Raw genomic sequence first — 13428 nt, forward strand, 5'->3', positions numbered from 1 at the left:
TGGAGGTTTGGCAGAAGCGCGAATATGGCGTATTTTACCGCTTTCACTAATGGAACAATCCCATGCCTTATACCCCCTCTCACCAGCGGTACGCCTCTATGGAGTACCGGCGCTGCGGCAACAGTGGCCTTAAGTTGCCGGCCCTGTCTTTGGGCCTGTGGCACAACTTCGGGCACGTAGACGTGCTGGAGAACTCGCGCCAGATCCTGCGACAAGCCTTTGACGCGGGCGTCACCCACTTTGACCTGGCCAACAACTACGGGCCGCCGCCCGGCTCGGCCGAGGAGAACTTTGGGAAGATCCTGCACGAGGATTTCCGGGGCTACCGCGATGAGCTGATCATTTCCTCCAAGGCCGGGTACAAGATGTGGGAAGGGCCGTACGGCGAGTGGGGGTCACGCAAGTACCTTATCTCCAGCCTGGACCAGAGCCTGCGGCGCATGAAGCTGGACTACGTGGACATCTTCTACAGCCACCGCCCCGACCCCAACACCCCGCTGGAAGAAACCATGGGTGCCCTGGATGCTATTGTGCGCCAGGGCAAGGCCCTGTACGTGGGCATCTCCAATTATGAAACCCCGGAGGCCACCCGTGCCATCCAGATCCTGCGGGAACTGGGCACGCCCTGTCTTATCCACCAGCCCAAGTACTCTATGTTGGTGCGCTGGGTGGAGGAAAGCCTGCTGGACCTGCTGGAGCGGGAGGGCGTAGGCTGCATTCCGTTTTCGCCGCTGGCCCAGGGGCTGCTGACCAACAAGTACCTCAAGGGCATTCCGGCCGAGTCAAGGGCCGCCAAGCCGCACGGTTTCCTGAAGGAAGAAGAAATTACCCCGAGCAGGGTGGAGCAGATGAGGCAATTGGATGCCCTGGCCCAGGAACGGGGCCAATCCCTGGCGCAGATGGCGCTGGCCTGGCTCCTGAAAGACCCGCGCGTGACCTCGGTGTTGATTGGCGCCAGCACCCCCGCCCAACTCACAGATTCCCTGCAGTGCCTGCACCACACCCAATTTTCTGAGGATGAACTAGCCCAGATTGAAACCATCCTGCAGGGTGCCTGATGGATGAGGCAGGCTTGCCGTTGGTATTTGATCTGCCTCCGGGCTGACCGCCTCAATCCTGGTTCTAGACTGTTTGTCTGGGTTGCCTTTTAGGGCTGTTTTCCTGAAAAGGGGCTTAAACCAGCAGGGCCTTCTCCATGGGTGGGGAAGGCCCTGCTGGTTAGGAATACCTGTTGTTGCAGTCACCTCATCTAAATTGAGCCAAGTACCTACATTCCCTCGCTCGCCTCCGGCGAGTGTGAGAAATGGGGCGGCGTCCCGCCGCTATGCTTGACTATGTCATTACAATAGCTACCTATGGCGCGGATTTACTTCCGTGCCTCACAGAATCTCGGGAATGCCCGCCACGCGGCCAGAGGCCGCCCCATAGCGCACACTCGCCGGAGGCGAGCGAGGGCAGCTCCACAAAAAAAGGCACCTGCGTTTAGGGGCTGTTTCTTTGAAAACAGCCCCTAAACGCAGGTGCCTTTTTTTGTGGCCGATTGAAATACAGTTACTCTATTGCCGTGGCAGCTACTCAATGGCGTTGATAAACTGCTGCACCACCCGGTAAGTGGGTCCTCGTCGGGCCATCAGGTAATTGAAGAGTACAATACTCGCGAAGGCGAAAAGAATCCCGAGCAGTACATCCAGGATGTAGTGGTGGGAGGTGTACACGGCCGCAAACCAGATGCCCACCGCAATAATTCCGAATACTTCCCGGGCCACTTTCAGGCGGTTCTTCACGCCGTAGTACACCACAATAAGGGGATAGGCCGAATGGAGCGAAGGCATGGCGGCGAAGACGTTGGAGCCTTTGGCGTACATGCCCCGGAACAGGTCTATCTGGAAGAAGGCATCAAAATGGGCCAAACCTGCCATGTTGCCTGGGGTCTTGGGGATAAACTCAAACCCGTGTAACTGTACGTACCACGGCGGGGCGGCGGGATAGAGGTAATATGCCACGAAGCCCAGCAGATTCACCAGCAGGAACGTAAGCGAAAAGTAGGTGAACTGGGTTCTGTCCCGGAAAAAAAGGTAGGCGGCAAAGCCCATGGGTACCGGTACCCAGCACAGGTAAAAGATACCTGATAGGACATCCAGCACGGTGTTGTGGTGCTGGAGCCAGAATTCATTCGGGGTTAACCGCGCTCCTCCGTAGGTGATCCCGAAGAGGGCTTTCTCGGCTTCATACAGGTCCTGGATGTGTACTGGGTTGAACCAGTAGTTAGGGAAGGCTTTCATGTAGTCATACAGAATCCAGAAGACCCCAAAAATGGTGAAGCCCAGCGCAAACTTGCGGGTAGTGGGCGACAGGTAATACAGCGAGGTGAAAAGGCCCACCAACAGCAATTGGTCTACCTTAAACCCGATCAATAGATAAGAGAGCAGCAGATATCCCAGCGAGATGCCGGTGATCCAGAGGGTTGCTTTAAGAGAAACGCTTTTTTCTTCTTTGTTCGCTACTGTGGTAGTAGTACGCATGTTATTTTTTGATGAAATCAGAGTCAAAAACCTTATCCCACAGCGCGGAACTTACGCCGTAGCCTTTGCTGGAATCTGAGTAATGGTGCAGCATGTGGTGTTTCTTCAGCTTTTTCCAGAACTCGTTTTTAAAGTTGAAATGGTGCAGGGCATAGTGCGAGATGTCGTACACCAGGTACCCGGTCAGGAAAGCGGCGAAGAAGGCGTGGAGCGGACCTCCGCTGAGGAACAGCCGGAAAAAGAAGTACAGAATGGTAGCCATGGGAATGCTGGCCGAGGGCGGCATCACCAAGCGTTTGGCGTCGTTGGGGTAGTCATGGTGCACACCGTGGAAGATGAAGTGTAGCCGCAGCGCCCAGGGCGCCTTGGGCACGAAATGGAACACAAACCGGTGCAGCAGGTACTCAGACAAGGTCCAGACCACCAGCCCCAGCGCGTAGTACCCCACAAAGGAAAGCAGGGGAAGGTGCTGCCGGAAAAGGGCATCATATATGAGGAAACCAATTACCGGAATGTAGATGTACAGCGGCACCGTGAAATGCACCTTTGAGAGCGCCTCCATCCAGTCGGCCTTGAACATTCTGGTTGATTCAGTGGAATTAGAGACATAGTTCTTTTTCATACAACTAAACTCGTTATGGTTTGAACCGTTCTACAGTTTCTTTTCCGGTGGCGGTTTCCCGCCCTTTGAACTCAGCGTAGACCACGTTGGGAACCCAGAAGGAACCACCCTCAATGCGTACAAAGATACGGTCTACCACGGCCTGTTTCTGGTTGATGGTAGTGTACACATGGAACTTGCCATCGGGGCCTTTCTGCAGGTAAAACGCGCGCTTGCCGTAACTCACAAACTTCAGTTCGTACTTTTCGGCATTGATCTTCCTTACGTTGAGGCCGTAGGCAAACTTCCGCTGGATGAAGTTCAGGTCCTGCTTTTTCCCGCCATCGGCGTATCTGATCCAGTAAATCTTTACGGGTTCATCCTCGTTGGGGACGCCTTTGCTGTTCAGGTTCCACTCGTACACCACGGTGTTGGTGTTAGGGTCGCGCTGCACGTAGAACAGCATGTTGGAAATGCCTTTGGGTGTGGGCAGTTCCTGGCCCTTGTTGGTTTTAAGCGTTTCCTGGGAAAACGCCGGTAAAACGCTCCCGCCCACCAACAACACCACAGCCAAGCAATAAAAGAGAATCCTTTTCATCTTACACTAAACAGTCTGCTTCTTCAATAAATTCTCTTTCCTCTAAAGCCTTTTTCGCGTCCAGCAAACGGTTGACAGCCGTGATATTGGTCAGGACTGCCAATACCGCCAGCGGGAACGTGAACACCGTCATGGTCTCAAACACCAGAATACGGGTACCCGGAATCACTACTTTATACTCGCCGCCAATCCAGGAGGCCAACAGGCCGCAGAGGATGGAGGAGAGCCCGATGAGCACCACCCGCTCGGGGCGCTGCATCAGGCCGCCTTTGCATTCTACGCCTAACCCCTCGGCCCGGGCCCGGGTGTAACTCACCATCATGGACCCGATCATGGCAATGAACGCCAGGAGCGAGCTCAGGAAATAATGATGCGCAATGAGGTAGTAGCAGATGCCCAGGAACATAATCAGTTCAGAATATCTATCCACCACCGAGTCAAACAAAGCCCCGTAGGAAGAACTCATCTTGCCTATGCGGGCCACCTGCCCGTCCAGCATGTCAAACAAACCCGCGAACAGAATCAAGAAACCGGCCCAGCCCACGTAGTCCAGGTCGCCGCGGTTGCCCTTTTCGCCGCCCAGGATAAAGATCACCGCTACGCCAATGTTCAGCAGAAAACCGGTGATGGTAACCGTGTTGGGCGTAAAACCCAACGAGATGATAAACTTAACAAACGGATTGATAATCTTGTAGATGCCTTTCTGTAAGGTATCTCTGAGGGTGCTTTTGCGCAGAGTGCTCTCCATGCTTCTTTGAATGCTTAGAAATCAAATTTAAACCTGCCTCTGATGCCAATTTCAGAGACATCTGGGTGGTCCAGGTAAGACAGGCGTTTCACCACGTCTACCCTGAAGAATTTGAACAGATTGCCCACGCCCAGGCTGGCTTCCACGTAAGGCTTTTTCTCCAGGGAGTAGGTAGTAGGCAAACCAGTGGCGTACGCCGGGAAAGCCAACAGGTCTGGGTTGTTTTTAGGGTCGTTTTCTTCTCTTATTTTGCCGTACAGCACTTTGAGGGTGGCAAACTCGCGCAGCTTGGTTTTCCTGATCAAGGGCAGTTTGTTGAAGATAAAGCCGTTGAAGCAGTGGTCTATGTTAATGCTGGCGTACTGGTCGCTCACAAACTCCAGAAAGTTCATCAGGTTATAAGACTGAATCTGGTAAGAATACGTCTGGTTGGCCCGGTGAATGGCCAGCAGCGGAAACGGAACCTGCCCGAAGATATAGCCGCCCTCGGCCACCACGTCTGAGTACCCAAACTGAGACATATAAAACCGCTTGGCAATGTTCAGGGTCACGTTCTGGTAATCATAGTCTCCGTTGAAGAGGCCTTTGACTCCGGCCGCGGCCCGCAAAGTGAATACCGGGTAGCGGTTCACGATGGGGAAGCGATACAGTTTGCCCTGTACGTATTCCTCGTGGGGTGCCCAGCGCAGTTCCAGCCGGAACTCTGAGGTGGTAAGGTTCTCCACCAAACCGGCCGTGCCATCGTTCGGAGTTCCCTCCGGCGAGGAAGGATCAATGGCTTTGCGGTACACCAGGCTACCGGCCGGCGTCTGTTCCCAGTTCCGGAAACCTACCCTGAACGAGAAGCGGTTTCTGAACTCGTGCAGGTAGTCAATGTTGTAGGTTTCGTTGTAGAGCCATTTGTCATTGGTACCGCGTTTAAAGGAAAGCAGGAAATTGTCTTCCTGCACAAACTGCAGGTCCTGCCCCGGGATTTTGGTGTCTTTTTGGTAACTCACGCGCAAAGCACGCACCGGAAACTCAAAGATGGAACGGTTAGACAGCGAGTAGGTGCCTCCCAGAAAATACTTCCACTTTTCGTCTTTGAACCCGTAGGCGGCGTAGGTTTCCAGCATCACCCGCTTGCTGAAGGTAGTAGTGGTTCTGCCGCCCGCCCGTAGCCTGAAGCCCTCTACCGGGTTAAAGCTGTAAAACGTGTTCACGGGGCCGATCTCAAAGTAAGGACCTGCCTGTTTGTAACCCGCAATGAACATGGTGGCAAAGTCCAGCGTCCGTTTAAAGGAACGGTTGTTTCTAAGGCTGTCAATGCTCTGGTAGGTGTTGGCCTCTGACAGGGATAAGCTGTCATGCCGATTGGCGGCCCAAAAGTCTTCTTCCTGCTTCTCAGCTAAAGGTAACTTGGCGGTGGCTTCGCCTTCGTAGAACCCGTCTGGTTTGGGTTCATTGATGCGGAAGTCTTTTAAAGAAACGGTCCGCTCGCCGTACACGCCGCCTTTGCTGTTCTGGGTCACGGCAAACTCAGACTTCAGTACGCTTTTGCTCAGGTTATAGCGTCCGTTGGGCAGTCGGTCAAAATCAAGGTTGATGTGCAGGTCACGCACCCAATTGATGTTCACTTTCTTGCCCACTTCCATGTCTACTTTCTGCACGGCGTAATTGCCATCCATGGTTACGTACAACTTGCCGGTGAACAGGAAATCGGTCTCGTTTTTGGGGCTGAAAGAAAGCTCGGTTAGTTTCTGGCCGTCTACCACCACGGTATCGGTGACGTAGAAGCGGTAGAAGGTAGGCGCCAGATCGGCGATGGGGCTCAGGAACTGGTTGGTGAGAATGGTGATGTTGTTTTTGTAGATGTCAATGTCCTGGTACATGTGCTTCACGTAGGAATTGATCACCACAAACTCACCAAAGTCCACTTTCTTCTCGGCCTCTACAATGGTCTTCTTCTTTTCGGGGTCTTTTCTGTAAAACTGCCGGGAAATAGATTCCTGCATGTACAGGGGCAATACCGCCGTTCCGGCCACTTTGGTGGTATCTATGTTCTTCAGAACGAAGTCATATTTCTTGAACAGGATGTTGTTGCGCAGCTTCTCGGGGCTGTTGCTCAAGGCCAGTTGCAGTTTATCATACTGCTGGTACTGCACATAATCATAGCTCTCCAGGCGGTTTTTGTTTTTGTTGTCCACCACCAGCCTGATGAGGTCTACCGCCGGGTTGTTCTTGTTGCTGTAATTGCGGCTTCGGCCTTTGATCACCACTTCTTTCAGCCGCTTGGCGTCACTCTCCAGCTGCACGTTCAGGACCTGGGTCTGGCCAGGCGTAATGGTAAGCGTCTTGGACTTATAGCCCACGTACGTAAACTGAACCTTGCTTTCAGATTGGTTGGTTTTGAGGGAGTAATTTCCCTCTATATCTGTAGTGGTGCCCACACTGGTGCCCGGAATAAAGATGGACACTCCAATGAGCGGCTCCTTGGTCACTGCATCTTTAATGGTGCCCTTCACCACCGTTGCGGTACTCTGGGCCTGAGTTGGGTTGAAGTTTGCTCCAAAGGCTAGAAAGGCCAAGCAGCAAATAAGTATATGTAAAGGGTTGACATATACATTCTTACTTGAATACATATCTCTTTTGTTGAATGTAATTGTAGAAGAAACCTACCAGCAGGGACACGAAAACCTTAGAAAAGATGTAGTTCAGACCCAGGTAGTGCGTAAAAGCAAACACCCCCGTGGCGTTGAGCAACAGACTTCCGTTCCATACAATAAAATACTTGGTTGCTTGGGTAGGTAAATGTTTATGAGTAGCATGGAAGACCCAGGTTCTGCTGAGGGTGAAGTGCGTGACTCCGCCGGCAATAGTACCCAGAACTGAAGCGCCTACATACCAGAGCCCTACTAGTTCCACGGTGAGGATCGTCACCAAGAAATCGACTCCCGAGGCTATAAGGGAGGCCGCTTGGGACTTCAGGAAGGTGAGCATTTAGAAAAGGTCGAAGTACAGGCAAAGATGTAAGATCACGTTAGCGTAAACTCCGGAAAGCACATCGTCCAGCATCACACCCCAACCACCGGCTAACTTCTCTGTTCTTCTTATGTAAAAGGGTTTCACAATATCAAAAAAACGGAACAAGACCAGCGCCGCCGCCACGTAGTGAAGCTGAACCGGAACGAACAGGAGACTGATGCACATGCCCGCCACTTCATCTATCACTACTTTTTTGTCGTCTTTGCCCCAGTAGGGTTCCACTTCCGTGGCAGACCAGACGCCCAGTGCCGTGATCAGGAACGTGACGCCCGCTTGCCAGAAGACAAGCTCATTCCCACCGCCCTGCCACAGATACCAGGCAATACAGGTTGCCACAGCCGCAACCGTGCCCCCGCCTTTGCCCACATAGCCTATGCCTAAGCTGGTGGAAATGAGTTTGTGTAGTTGAATCATAGTATACTTACAGAGCTTCCACTAAATCCTGGTAGTAATCCAGGCCCAGGTGCGTGATCAGGTCTTCGCCCATCATGTGGCGCAGGGTGTTCTGCAGCTTCATCAATTGCTTGAAGATGTCGTGCTCCGGTGCCAGGCCCTCGGCGGTCTGCGGCGACTTGTAGTAGAAAGACAGCCACTCCTGGATGCCGCTCATGCCGGCACGCTGCGCCAGGTCGGTGAACAGGGCAAGGTCAAGCACCAGCGGAGCCGCCAAGATGGAGTCGCGGCACAGGAAGTTGATCTTGATCTGCATTTGGTAACCCAGCCACCCGAAGATATCGATGTTGTCCCAGCTCTCCTTGTTGTCGCCGTGCGGCGGGTAGTAGTTGATGCGCACCTTATGGTACATCTCACCATACAACTCAGGATTTGACTCCGGACGGAAGATCTCGTCCAGCACGCTCAGCTTGGACACTTCCTTCGTCTTGAAGTTATCCGGATGGTCCAGCACGTAGCCGTCGCGGTTCCCCAGGATGTTAGAAGAGAACCAGCCTCTCACCCCCAAGGCGCGGGCGTGCAAACCAGGAGCCAGGATGGTTTTCATCAGCGTCTGGCCGGTTTTGAAGTCCTTGCCGGAGATGGCGATGCCGTTCTCTCTGGCCAGTTCTACCAGGGCCGGGATGTCCACGGTCAGGTTCGGCGCGCCGTTGGCGAACGGCACCCCGGACTTGATGGCCGCATAGGCGTAGATCATGCTCGGGGCGATGGCCGGGTCGTTGTTGAGCAGGCCTTCCTCAAAAGCAGCCACAGATCTGTGTACATCAGATTCTTCGATGTAGATCTCGGTGGAGCCGCACCATACCATCACCAGGCGGTCGCAGTCATTCGCTTCTCTGAAGTTCAGGATATCGTCCATCAGCATTTCGGCCAGCTCCATCTTGTTGGCGCCCTCTTTCACGTGGGTACCGTCCAGGTTGCGGGCGTAGGCTTTGTCAAACACCGCTTTCATAGGAACCAGGGCTTCCAGCTCGGGTTTGATGGAGTGCAGCAGCATGGGCTCCAGCACCTTGGCGTTCACCGCCGCTTCAAACACGTTGTCTGAGTACACGTCCCAGCCGCCGAATACGATATTGTTCAGGTCTGCCAACGGCACGAAATCTTTGATGAGGGGGAAACGGTCATCGGTACGTTTGCCTAACCGGATGCGGCCCATTTGGGTAAGGGAACCTACCGGTTGTGAAAAGCCTTTTTTGATAGCTTCCACTCCGGCAATGAGGGTGGTAGCCACCGCTCCCAAACCTGGCATCAGAATTCCTAAACGTCCGTTCGCGTCTTTTACTTGGTGATCCATTTTACTTAGTTAAGGTACATCAATTGTTTATAACCACTTATTTACTTTATACCAGTGAAGGGTCTGAAAAAGGCCTTTTTCAAGATCGTATTCAGGGGTATAATTTAAATCTCTTTGAATGCGAGAGATGCTGCAGTTCCAGTTTTCGGCAATGAGCTCGCTTATCTTTTCCCGGTTCAAAGCTGGGGTTTTGCTTCCGGCCAGCAGCTCAGACACCGTCGCCATCACTTTGACCAGTCCCAGTGGAAGGTGAAACCGAAGGGCTTTCTTCTGGAGCGCCTGCTTGGTAAGATCAGCCAGGGCGTAGCGGTCATAGCTTTTCCCATCTGAGATATTGTAGCTCAAGTGGTTTTCTGCCAGGTGCAGGGCCTGCATCACCGCCCTGGCCAGGTCTTTCACGTACACAAAGCTCAGCCGCTGCTTCCCTTTGCCTATGTAAGGGTCCAGCCCCTTGCTGATGGTGGAGAACAGAATGAAAATATCCTTCTCCCGCGGCCCGTACACCGCCGTGGGCCTGAGCACCACCAAAGGGAGTTCTTTCATCCGGGCTAGGTATTGTTCGGCCAGCAGTTTGCTCTTGCCGTAGTTGGTCACGGGTTTTGCCGAAGTCTCCTCTGTAATGGGTTGGGTCTCCTGGTAGGATACCGGCCCCAGAGCGGCCAGACTGCTGATGAAGACAAACTTCTTCAGGGGAATCTGGGCTTGTACAGCGGCCAGCGCCAGATTTTGGGTGTACTCTGCGTTTACTTTGTTGTATTCCTGCGCATCTTTCGCTTTGGTAATGCCAGCGGCATGCACGATGTAGGTATATTGTTTTTCTTCCAGTTCCTGCTGCAGGGCGGCCACACTGGTAAAGTCTAGCTGGGTGTACTGAATAGGGAAGGCCTTGAGGTGGTCTACGGCACTGGACGGACGTACGGCCGCAAAGACGTCCAGTCCTGCGTTCACCGCGGCCTCTACCAGGTGATAGCCCACAAAGCCACTGGATCCCGTTATCAGTACACGTTCCTTCATATCGCCTTTTCGTAGATGCGGTATTTCTTATAGGGTTTGGCGTCCATGTTCAGGAGGCCCTGGTTCATGAGGGTGTTGTTCTCCAGAATCCAGGAGGCTTCGGCCACTTTCATTTTCTTCTTTTTGAATTGCTCCATGGCGTGGCCGTAGAAGCAGGCTTCAATGCCCAGTTTGCGGTAACCTTCCAGCACGCCCAGGGCAATAATGCGCAAGCCGTTTATCTTCTTCTTTTGGAAAAGTAGCTTGAAAATGCCCGTGGGTAGCAGCCGTCCGTTCTTTACCTTGATCAGGATCTGGTTGATGTCCGGCACCGACAAAGAGAAGCCCACAATCTCGCCGTTATGCTCGGCTACCATGCAGAAATCGGGGTCCAGGATCATTTTCAGGTCTTTGGCCATGTGGTCAAACTCATGCGGCGTCATCGGCACGAAGCCCATGTTCTTATCCCAGGCCTTGTTGTAGACTTCCCTGATCTTGGTGACTTCCTCCTTGAAATTCTTCAGGTTGATGGGCCTGATCTGAATACCTTTTCGCCCTAGTCTTTCCTCCAGCACTTTGGTCATCCGGAAAGGCCGCTCGTTGTAGTGCTCGGTGAACTGGTAGGCAATCAAGTCTACCTGCTTGGTCAAACCCGCCTTTTCCAGCAAATCCAGGTAATAGGGCTTGTTGTAGGTCATCATGACCACCGGCGGAGAGTCAAAGCCTTCCACCAGCATGCCGCAGGTCTCGTTGGTAGAAGGATTTACCGGCCCTATCATGGTCTCGGCGCCTTGTTCTTTCAGCCACTTGGCGGCTTGGGTAAACAGCAGGGTAGCTACTTCCGGATTATTGATAGAGTCAAAGAACCCGAAGAACCCGTCTTTCTGGCCGTTGGTCTGGTTATGGTTGCGGTTGAGCACGGCGGCAATGCGGCCCACCACTTTGCTTCCCTCGTAGGCCAGGAAAGGCTGCACGGTGGAATGCTCATGGAACGGGTGCTTGCCGGGCGTGAGTAAATCACGCTGGGCAATGAAAAGCTCCGGGACGTAGTTAGGGTCCCCTTTAAAAAGCTGGTGCGGAAAGTCTATGAAGGCTTTGAGCAGTTGCTTAGAGTTAACGGGCACTACTTGCCACATACACTTCTTGCTTAAGGTTGATCTGCAGTTCTCTGAAAGATTCGGAAAGCTTGCTTACCGCCTCCTCTATCTGTGGGAAGGTGTGGGTAGCCATGACAGACAGACGGATGAGCGTAGAGTCTGCCGGCACGGCCGGGGCAACTACCGGGTTCACAAAGATACCTTTGTCCTGCAGCGAGCGGGTGAGCAGAAACGTCTTGAAGTTGTCTCTTACATAAATAGGAATGATAGGCGACTCCGTGGGGCCTAACTCAAATCCCTCTTCCTGCAGCAGTTTGGTCATATAGCGGGTGTTCGCCCACAAGCGGTCCATCCATTCTGGTTCGGTCTCAATAATATCCAGGGCCGCCAGGGTACTGGCCACCGAAGCCGGCGACATGCTGGCACTAAAGATAAGAGAGCGGGCGTGGTGCTTCAGGTACAGGATGGTTTCGTGATCGGCAGCAATAAAACCACCCAAAGACGCCAGTGATTTGCTGAACGTACCCATGATCAGATCCACCTGATCGGTGAGGCCGAAGTGCGACGCGGTTCCGGCACCTCTCTCGCCAATCACGCCCAGACTGTGCGCGTCGTCTACCATAATGCTGCCGCCGTACCGCTGGGCAATGGCTACTATCTCAGGCAGTTTCACAATGTCGCCTTCCATGCTGAAGATGCCGTCTACCACAATCAGTTTAATGGCCTCGGCAGGAAGTTTGCTGATTTTACGCTCCAGGTCTTCCATGTCATTGTGCCGGTACTTCAGCACTTTGGAGAAGGAGAGGCGGCTGCCATCAATGATAGAGGCATGGTTGAACTCATCCAGCAGAATGTAGTCGTTGCGGCCGGTTAAGCTGGAAACCACGCCCAGGTTTACCTGAAACCCGGTGCTGAATACCAGGGCGGCTTCTTTGCCTACAAAAGCGGCCAGCCTTCTTTCCAGTTCCAGGTGCAGGTCCAGGGTACCGTTCAGGAACCGGGAACCGGCGCAGCCCGTGCCGTAATCATCAATGGCCTGCTTGGCGGCTTCTTTGATCTTGGGGTGGTTGGTAAGGCCCAGATACGCGTTGGAACCGAACATTAACACCTTTTTCCCCTCAATGATTACCTCAGTATCCTGGGCCGATTCAATGGATCTGAAATAAGGATAAGCGCCTAACTCTCTGGCTTTCTCCCCGGCTTTCTCTGGAGCACCCTTCTCCCGATTGGCCAGTCTCTCGCTTAATTTTTTTGTCATATAAACAGACATTTACAATCTCTTTTAATTGCCGCAAGTGCAGATTTTCATCTATCCGGTGCTTGGCAGAAGCGCCGGCGAAAGGTAGTGCTATAATTGGTTGACGCGGTCAACTATCTGATCTTTAGATGGTTGATACGGTCAACTAAATGTATAAAAAATTTTAAATTTTATGTCTTAAATGCAAGGCAACTTTAACAAAAGTATCTACTTCTTCTTTGGTTAACCCCTCCTGCAGTCTGGTGTTGACCCGGTGCTCTATTTGCAGGGACTTCTTCAGGAGAGACCTGCCCAGTGGCGTGAGATACAAAGTCTTTTTCCTTCTGTCGCAGGTGTCGCCGGTTCGTTCTACCAGTTGCTTTTCCTCCAGGGCGGCAATCACCCGCAGTACCGCTGATTTGTCAATCTTGACAATGTCGGCCAGGTCTTGCTGAATGAGTTTGTTGTTCTTAGACAGGATGTTCAGGAAAACGAAATGCTGGTAGGTAAGGTCCAGGCCCGAGTTCTCAAACTCCTTCTCCACTGCCTTGCCCAGCACCAGTCCGGTGCGGGCTATCAGTAAGCCAAGATGCGCTGCCTCGTTCATTGCCTTAGGGTTTTACCTCTGCAAAGTAGCAGAAACTAGTTGACACTATCAACTAATCTACGGTATACTGAATGATAGTGTTCACGGGTTGAAAAAGCTGATTTTGAAAAGTTTAGAGGCCGGCTGTCTGGACTGCGCCAACTGCTCGCCCCAGGGTTCATGGAAATGGGGGCGGATGACCATCTCGCGGTCTTCCTAAACGGTGGCAGGACCGCTCAGGCCGGGCAGTTGGGTTTGAAGAGGCCAGCAGGGAA

At 52.9% G+C, this 13428-nt stretch carries 13 protein-coding genes; 1 reads left to right on the plus strand and 12 read right to left on the minus strand.

Translation table 11 applies throughout. The features are described 5' to 3' along the window. The first annotated feature begins 62 nt into the window (after positions 1–62). Positions 63–1058, plus strand: a complete 996-nt coding sequence (gene mgrA / locus JT718_RS01715; protein ID WP_205499940.1) for an L-glyceraldehyde 3-phosphate reductase — start codon at positions 63–65, stop codon at positions 1056–1058. Between the two features lie 513 nt (positions 1059–1571). Here mgrA and JT718_RS01720 read toward each other — a convergent pair. From JT718_RS01720 to JT718_RS01770, 12 genes are all read right to left on the minus strand, one after another. Further along, positions 1572–2522, minus strand: a complete 951-nt coding sequence (locus JT718_RS01720; protein WP_205499941.1) for a phosphatase PAP2 family protein — start codon at positions 2520–2522, stop codon at positions 1572–1574. Between the two features lies 1 nt (position 2523). Further along, entirely contained in the window at positions 2524–3144 is a 621-nt protein-coding gene (locus tag JT718_RS01725) for a sterol desaturase family protein (RefSeq protein ID WP_205499942.1), read from the minus strand. A gap of 13 nt (positions 3145–3157) precedes the next feature. Next, a complete protein-coding gene (locus JT718_RS20430) occupies positions 3158–3721 on the minus strand; it encodes a DUF4833 domain-containing protein (RefSeq protein ID WP_240336856.1) in 564 nt (187 codons plus the stop codon). Position 3722: 1 nt separating this feature from the next. After that, positions 3723–4469: a CDP-alcohol phosphatidyltransferase family protein gene (locus tag JT718_RS20435; protein WP_240336857.1), complete on the minus strand. Its 747-nt coding sequence runs from the start codon at positions 4467–4469 to the stop codon at positions 3723–3725. A 14-nt stretch (positions 4470–4483) separates the two neighbouring features. Then, positions 4484–7036 (minus strand): DUF5686 and carboxypeptidase-like regulatory domain-containing protein, encoded by a 2553-nt coding sequence (locus tag JT718_RS01735; RefSeq protein WP_240336858.1) that lies wholly within the window; start codon positions 7034–7036, stop codon positions 4484–4486. Positions 7037–7076: 40 nt separating this feature from the next. Next, positions 7077–7448 carry a GtrA family protein gene (locus tag JT718_RS01740; RefSeq protein WP_205499944.1) on the minus strand — a complete coding sequence of 124 codons (372 nt, stop codon included), beginning with the start codon at positions 7446–7448 and terminating at the stop codon, positions 7077–7079. Beyond that, positions 7449–7907, minus strand: a complete 459-nt coding sequence (locus tag JT718_RS01745; protein WP_205499945.1) for a phosphatidylglycerophosphatase A family protein — start codon at positions 7905–7907, stop codon at positions 7449–7451. It lies immediately after the preceding gene. Between the two features lie 7 nt (positions 7908–7914). After that, positions 7915–9240, minus strand: coding sequence for an inositol-3-phosphate synthase (locus tag JT718_RS01750; protein ID WP_205499946.1), 1326 nt, complete (start codon positions 9238–9240; stop codon positions 7915–7917). Between the two features lie 27 nt (positions 9241–9267). Continuing rightward, entirely contained in the window at positions 9268–10254 is a 987-nt protein-coding gene (locus tag JT718_RS01755) for an NAD-dependent epimerase/dehydratase family protein (RefSeq protein ID WP_205499947.1), read from the minus strand. Continuing rightward, complete coding sequence (locus tag JT718_RS01760) at positions 10251–11369, minus strand: GNAT family N-acetyltransferase (RefSeq protein ID WP_205499948.1); 1119 nt, start codon at positions 11367–11369, stop codon at positions 10251–10253. The genes JT718_RS01755 and JT718_RS01760 overlap by 4 nt, the downstream gene beginning before the upstream one ends. Then, positions 11347–12588, minus strand: coding sequence for a serine palmitoyltransferase (spt, locus tag JT718_RS01765; RefSeq protein WP_205499949.1), 1242 nt, complete (start codon positions 12586–12588; stop codon positions 11347–11349). The genes JT718_RS01760 and spt overlap by 23 nt, the downstream gene beginning before the upstream one ends. Before the next feature lie 163 nt (positions 12589–12751). Then, the gene (locus JT718_RS01770; protein WP_205499950.1) at positions 12752–13174 is read right to left on the minus strand and encodes a MarR family winged helix-turn-helix transcriptional regulator; all 423 of its coding nucleotides are present in this window, start codon (positions 13172–13174) and stop codon (positions 12752–12754) included. Positions 13175–13428: the final 254 nt, after the last annotated feature.

Source organism: Rufibacter psychrotolerans (assembly GCF_016924645.1).
Taxonomy (GTDB): Bacteria; Bacteroidota; Bacteroidia; order Cytophagales; family Hymenobacteraceae; genus Nibribacter; species Nibribacter psychrotolerans.

Excerpts from the sequence above, each read along its gene's own strand:
- JT718_RS01745 (WP_205499945.1), bottom strand. The coding sequence starts at position 7,907 with ATGATTCAACTACACAAACTCATTTCCACCAGCTTAGGCATAGGCTAT.
- JT718_RS20435 (WP_240336857.1), bottom strand. The coding sequence starts at position 4,469 with ATGGAGAGCACTCTGCGCAAAAGCACCCTCAGAGATACCTTACAGAAA.
- mgrA (WP_205499940.1), top strand. The coding sequence starts at position 63 with ATGCCTTATACCCCCTCTCACCAGCGGTACGCCTCTATGGAGTACCGG.
- JT718_RS20430 (WP_240336856.1), bottom strand. The coding sequence starts at position 3,721 with ATGAAAAGGATTCTCTTTTATTGCTTGGCTGTGGTGTTGTTGGTGGGC.
- JT718_RS01755 (WP_205499947.1), bottom strand. The coding sequence starts at position 10,254 with ATGAAGGAACGTGTACTGATAACGGGATCCAGTGGCTTTGTGGGCTAT.
- JT718_RS01770 (WP_205499950.1), bottom strand. The coding sequence starts at position 13,174 with ATGAACGAGGCAGCGCATCTTGGCTTACTGATAGCCCGCACCGGACTG.
- JT718_RS01760 (WP_205499948.1), bottom strand. The coding sequence starts at position 11,369 with ATGTGGCAAGTAGTGCCCGTTAACTCTAAGCAACTGCTCAAAGCCTTC.
- JT718_RS01740 (WP_205499944.1), bottom strand. The coding sequence starts at position 7,448 with ATGCTCACCTTCCTGAAGTCCCAAGCGGCCTCCCTTATAGCCTCGGGA.
- JT718_RS01720 (WP_205499941.1), bottom strand. The coding sequence starts at position 2,522 with ATGCGTACTACTACCACAGTAGCGAACAAAGAAGAAAAAAGCGTTTCT.
- spt (WP_205499949.1), bottom strand. The coding sequence starts at position 12,588 with ATGACAAAAAAATTAAGCGAGAGACTGGCCAATCGGGAGAAGGGTGCT.
- JT718_RS01750 (WP_205499946.1), bottom strand. The coding sequence starts at position 9,240 with ATGGATCACCAAGTAAAAGACGCGAACGGACGTTTAGGAATTCTGATG.
- JT718_RS01725 (WP_205499942.1), bottom strand. The coding sequence starts at position 3,144 with ATGAAAAAGAACTATGTCTCTAATTCCACTGAATCAACCAGAATGTTC.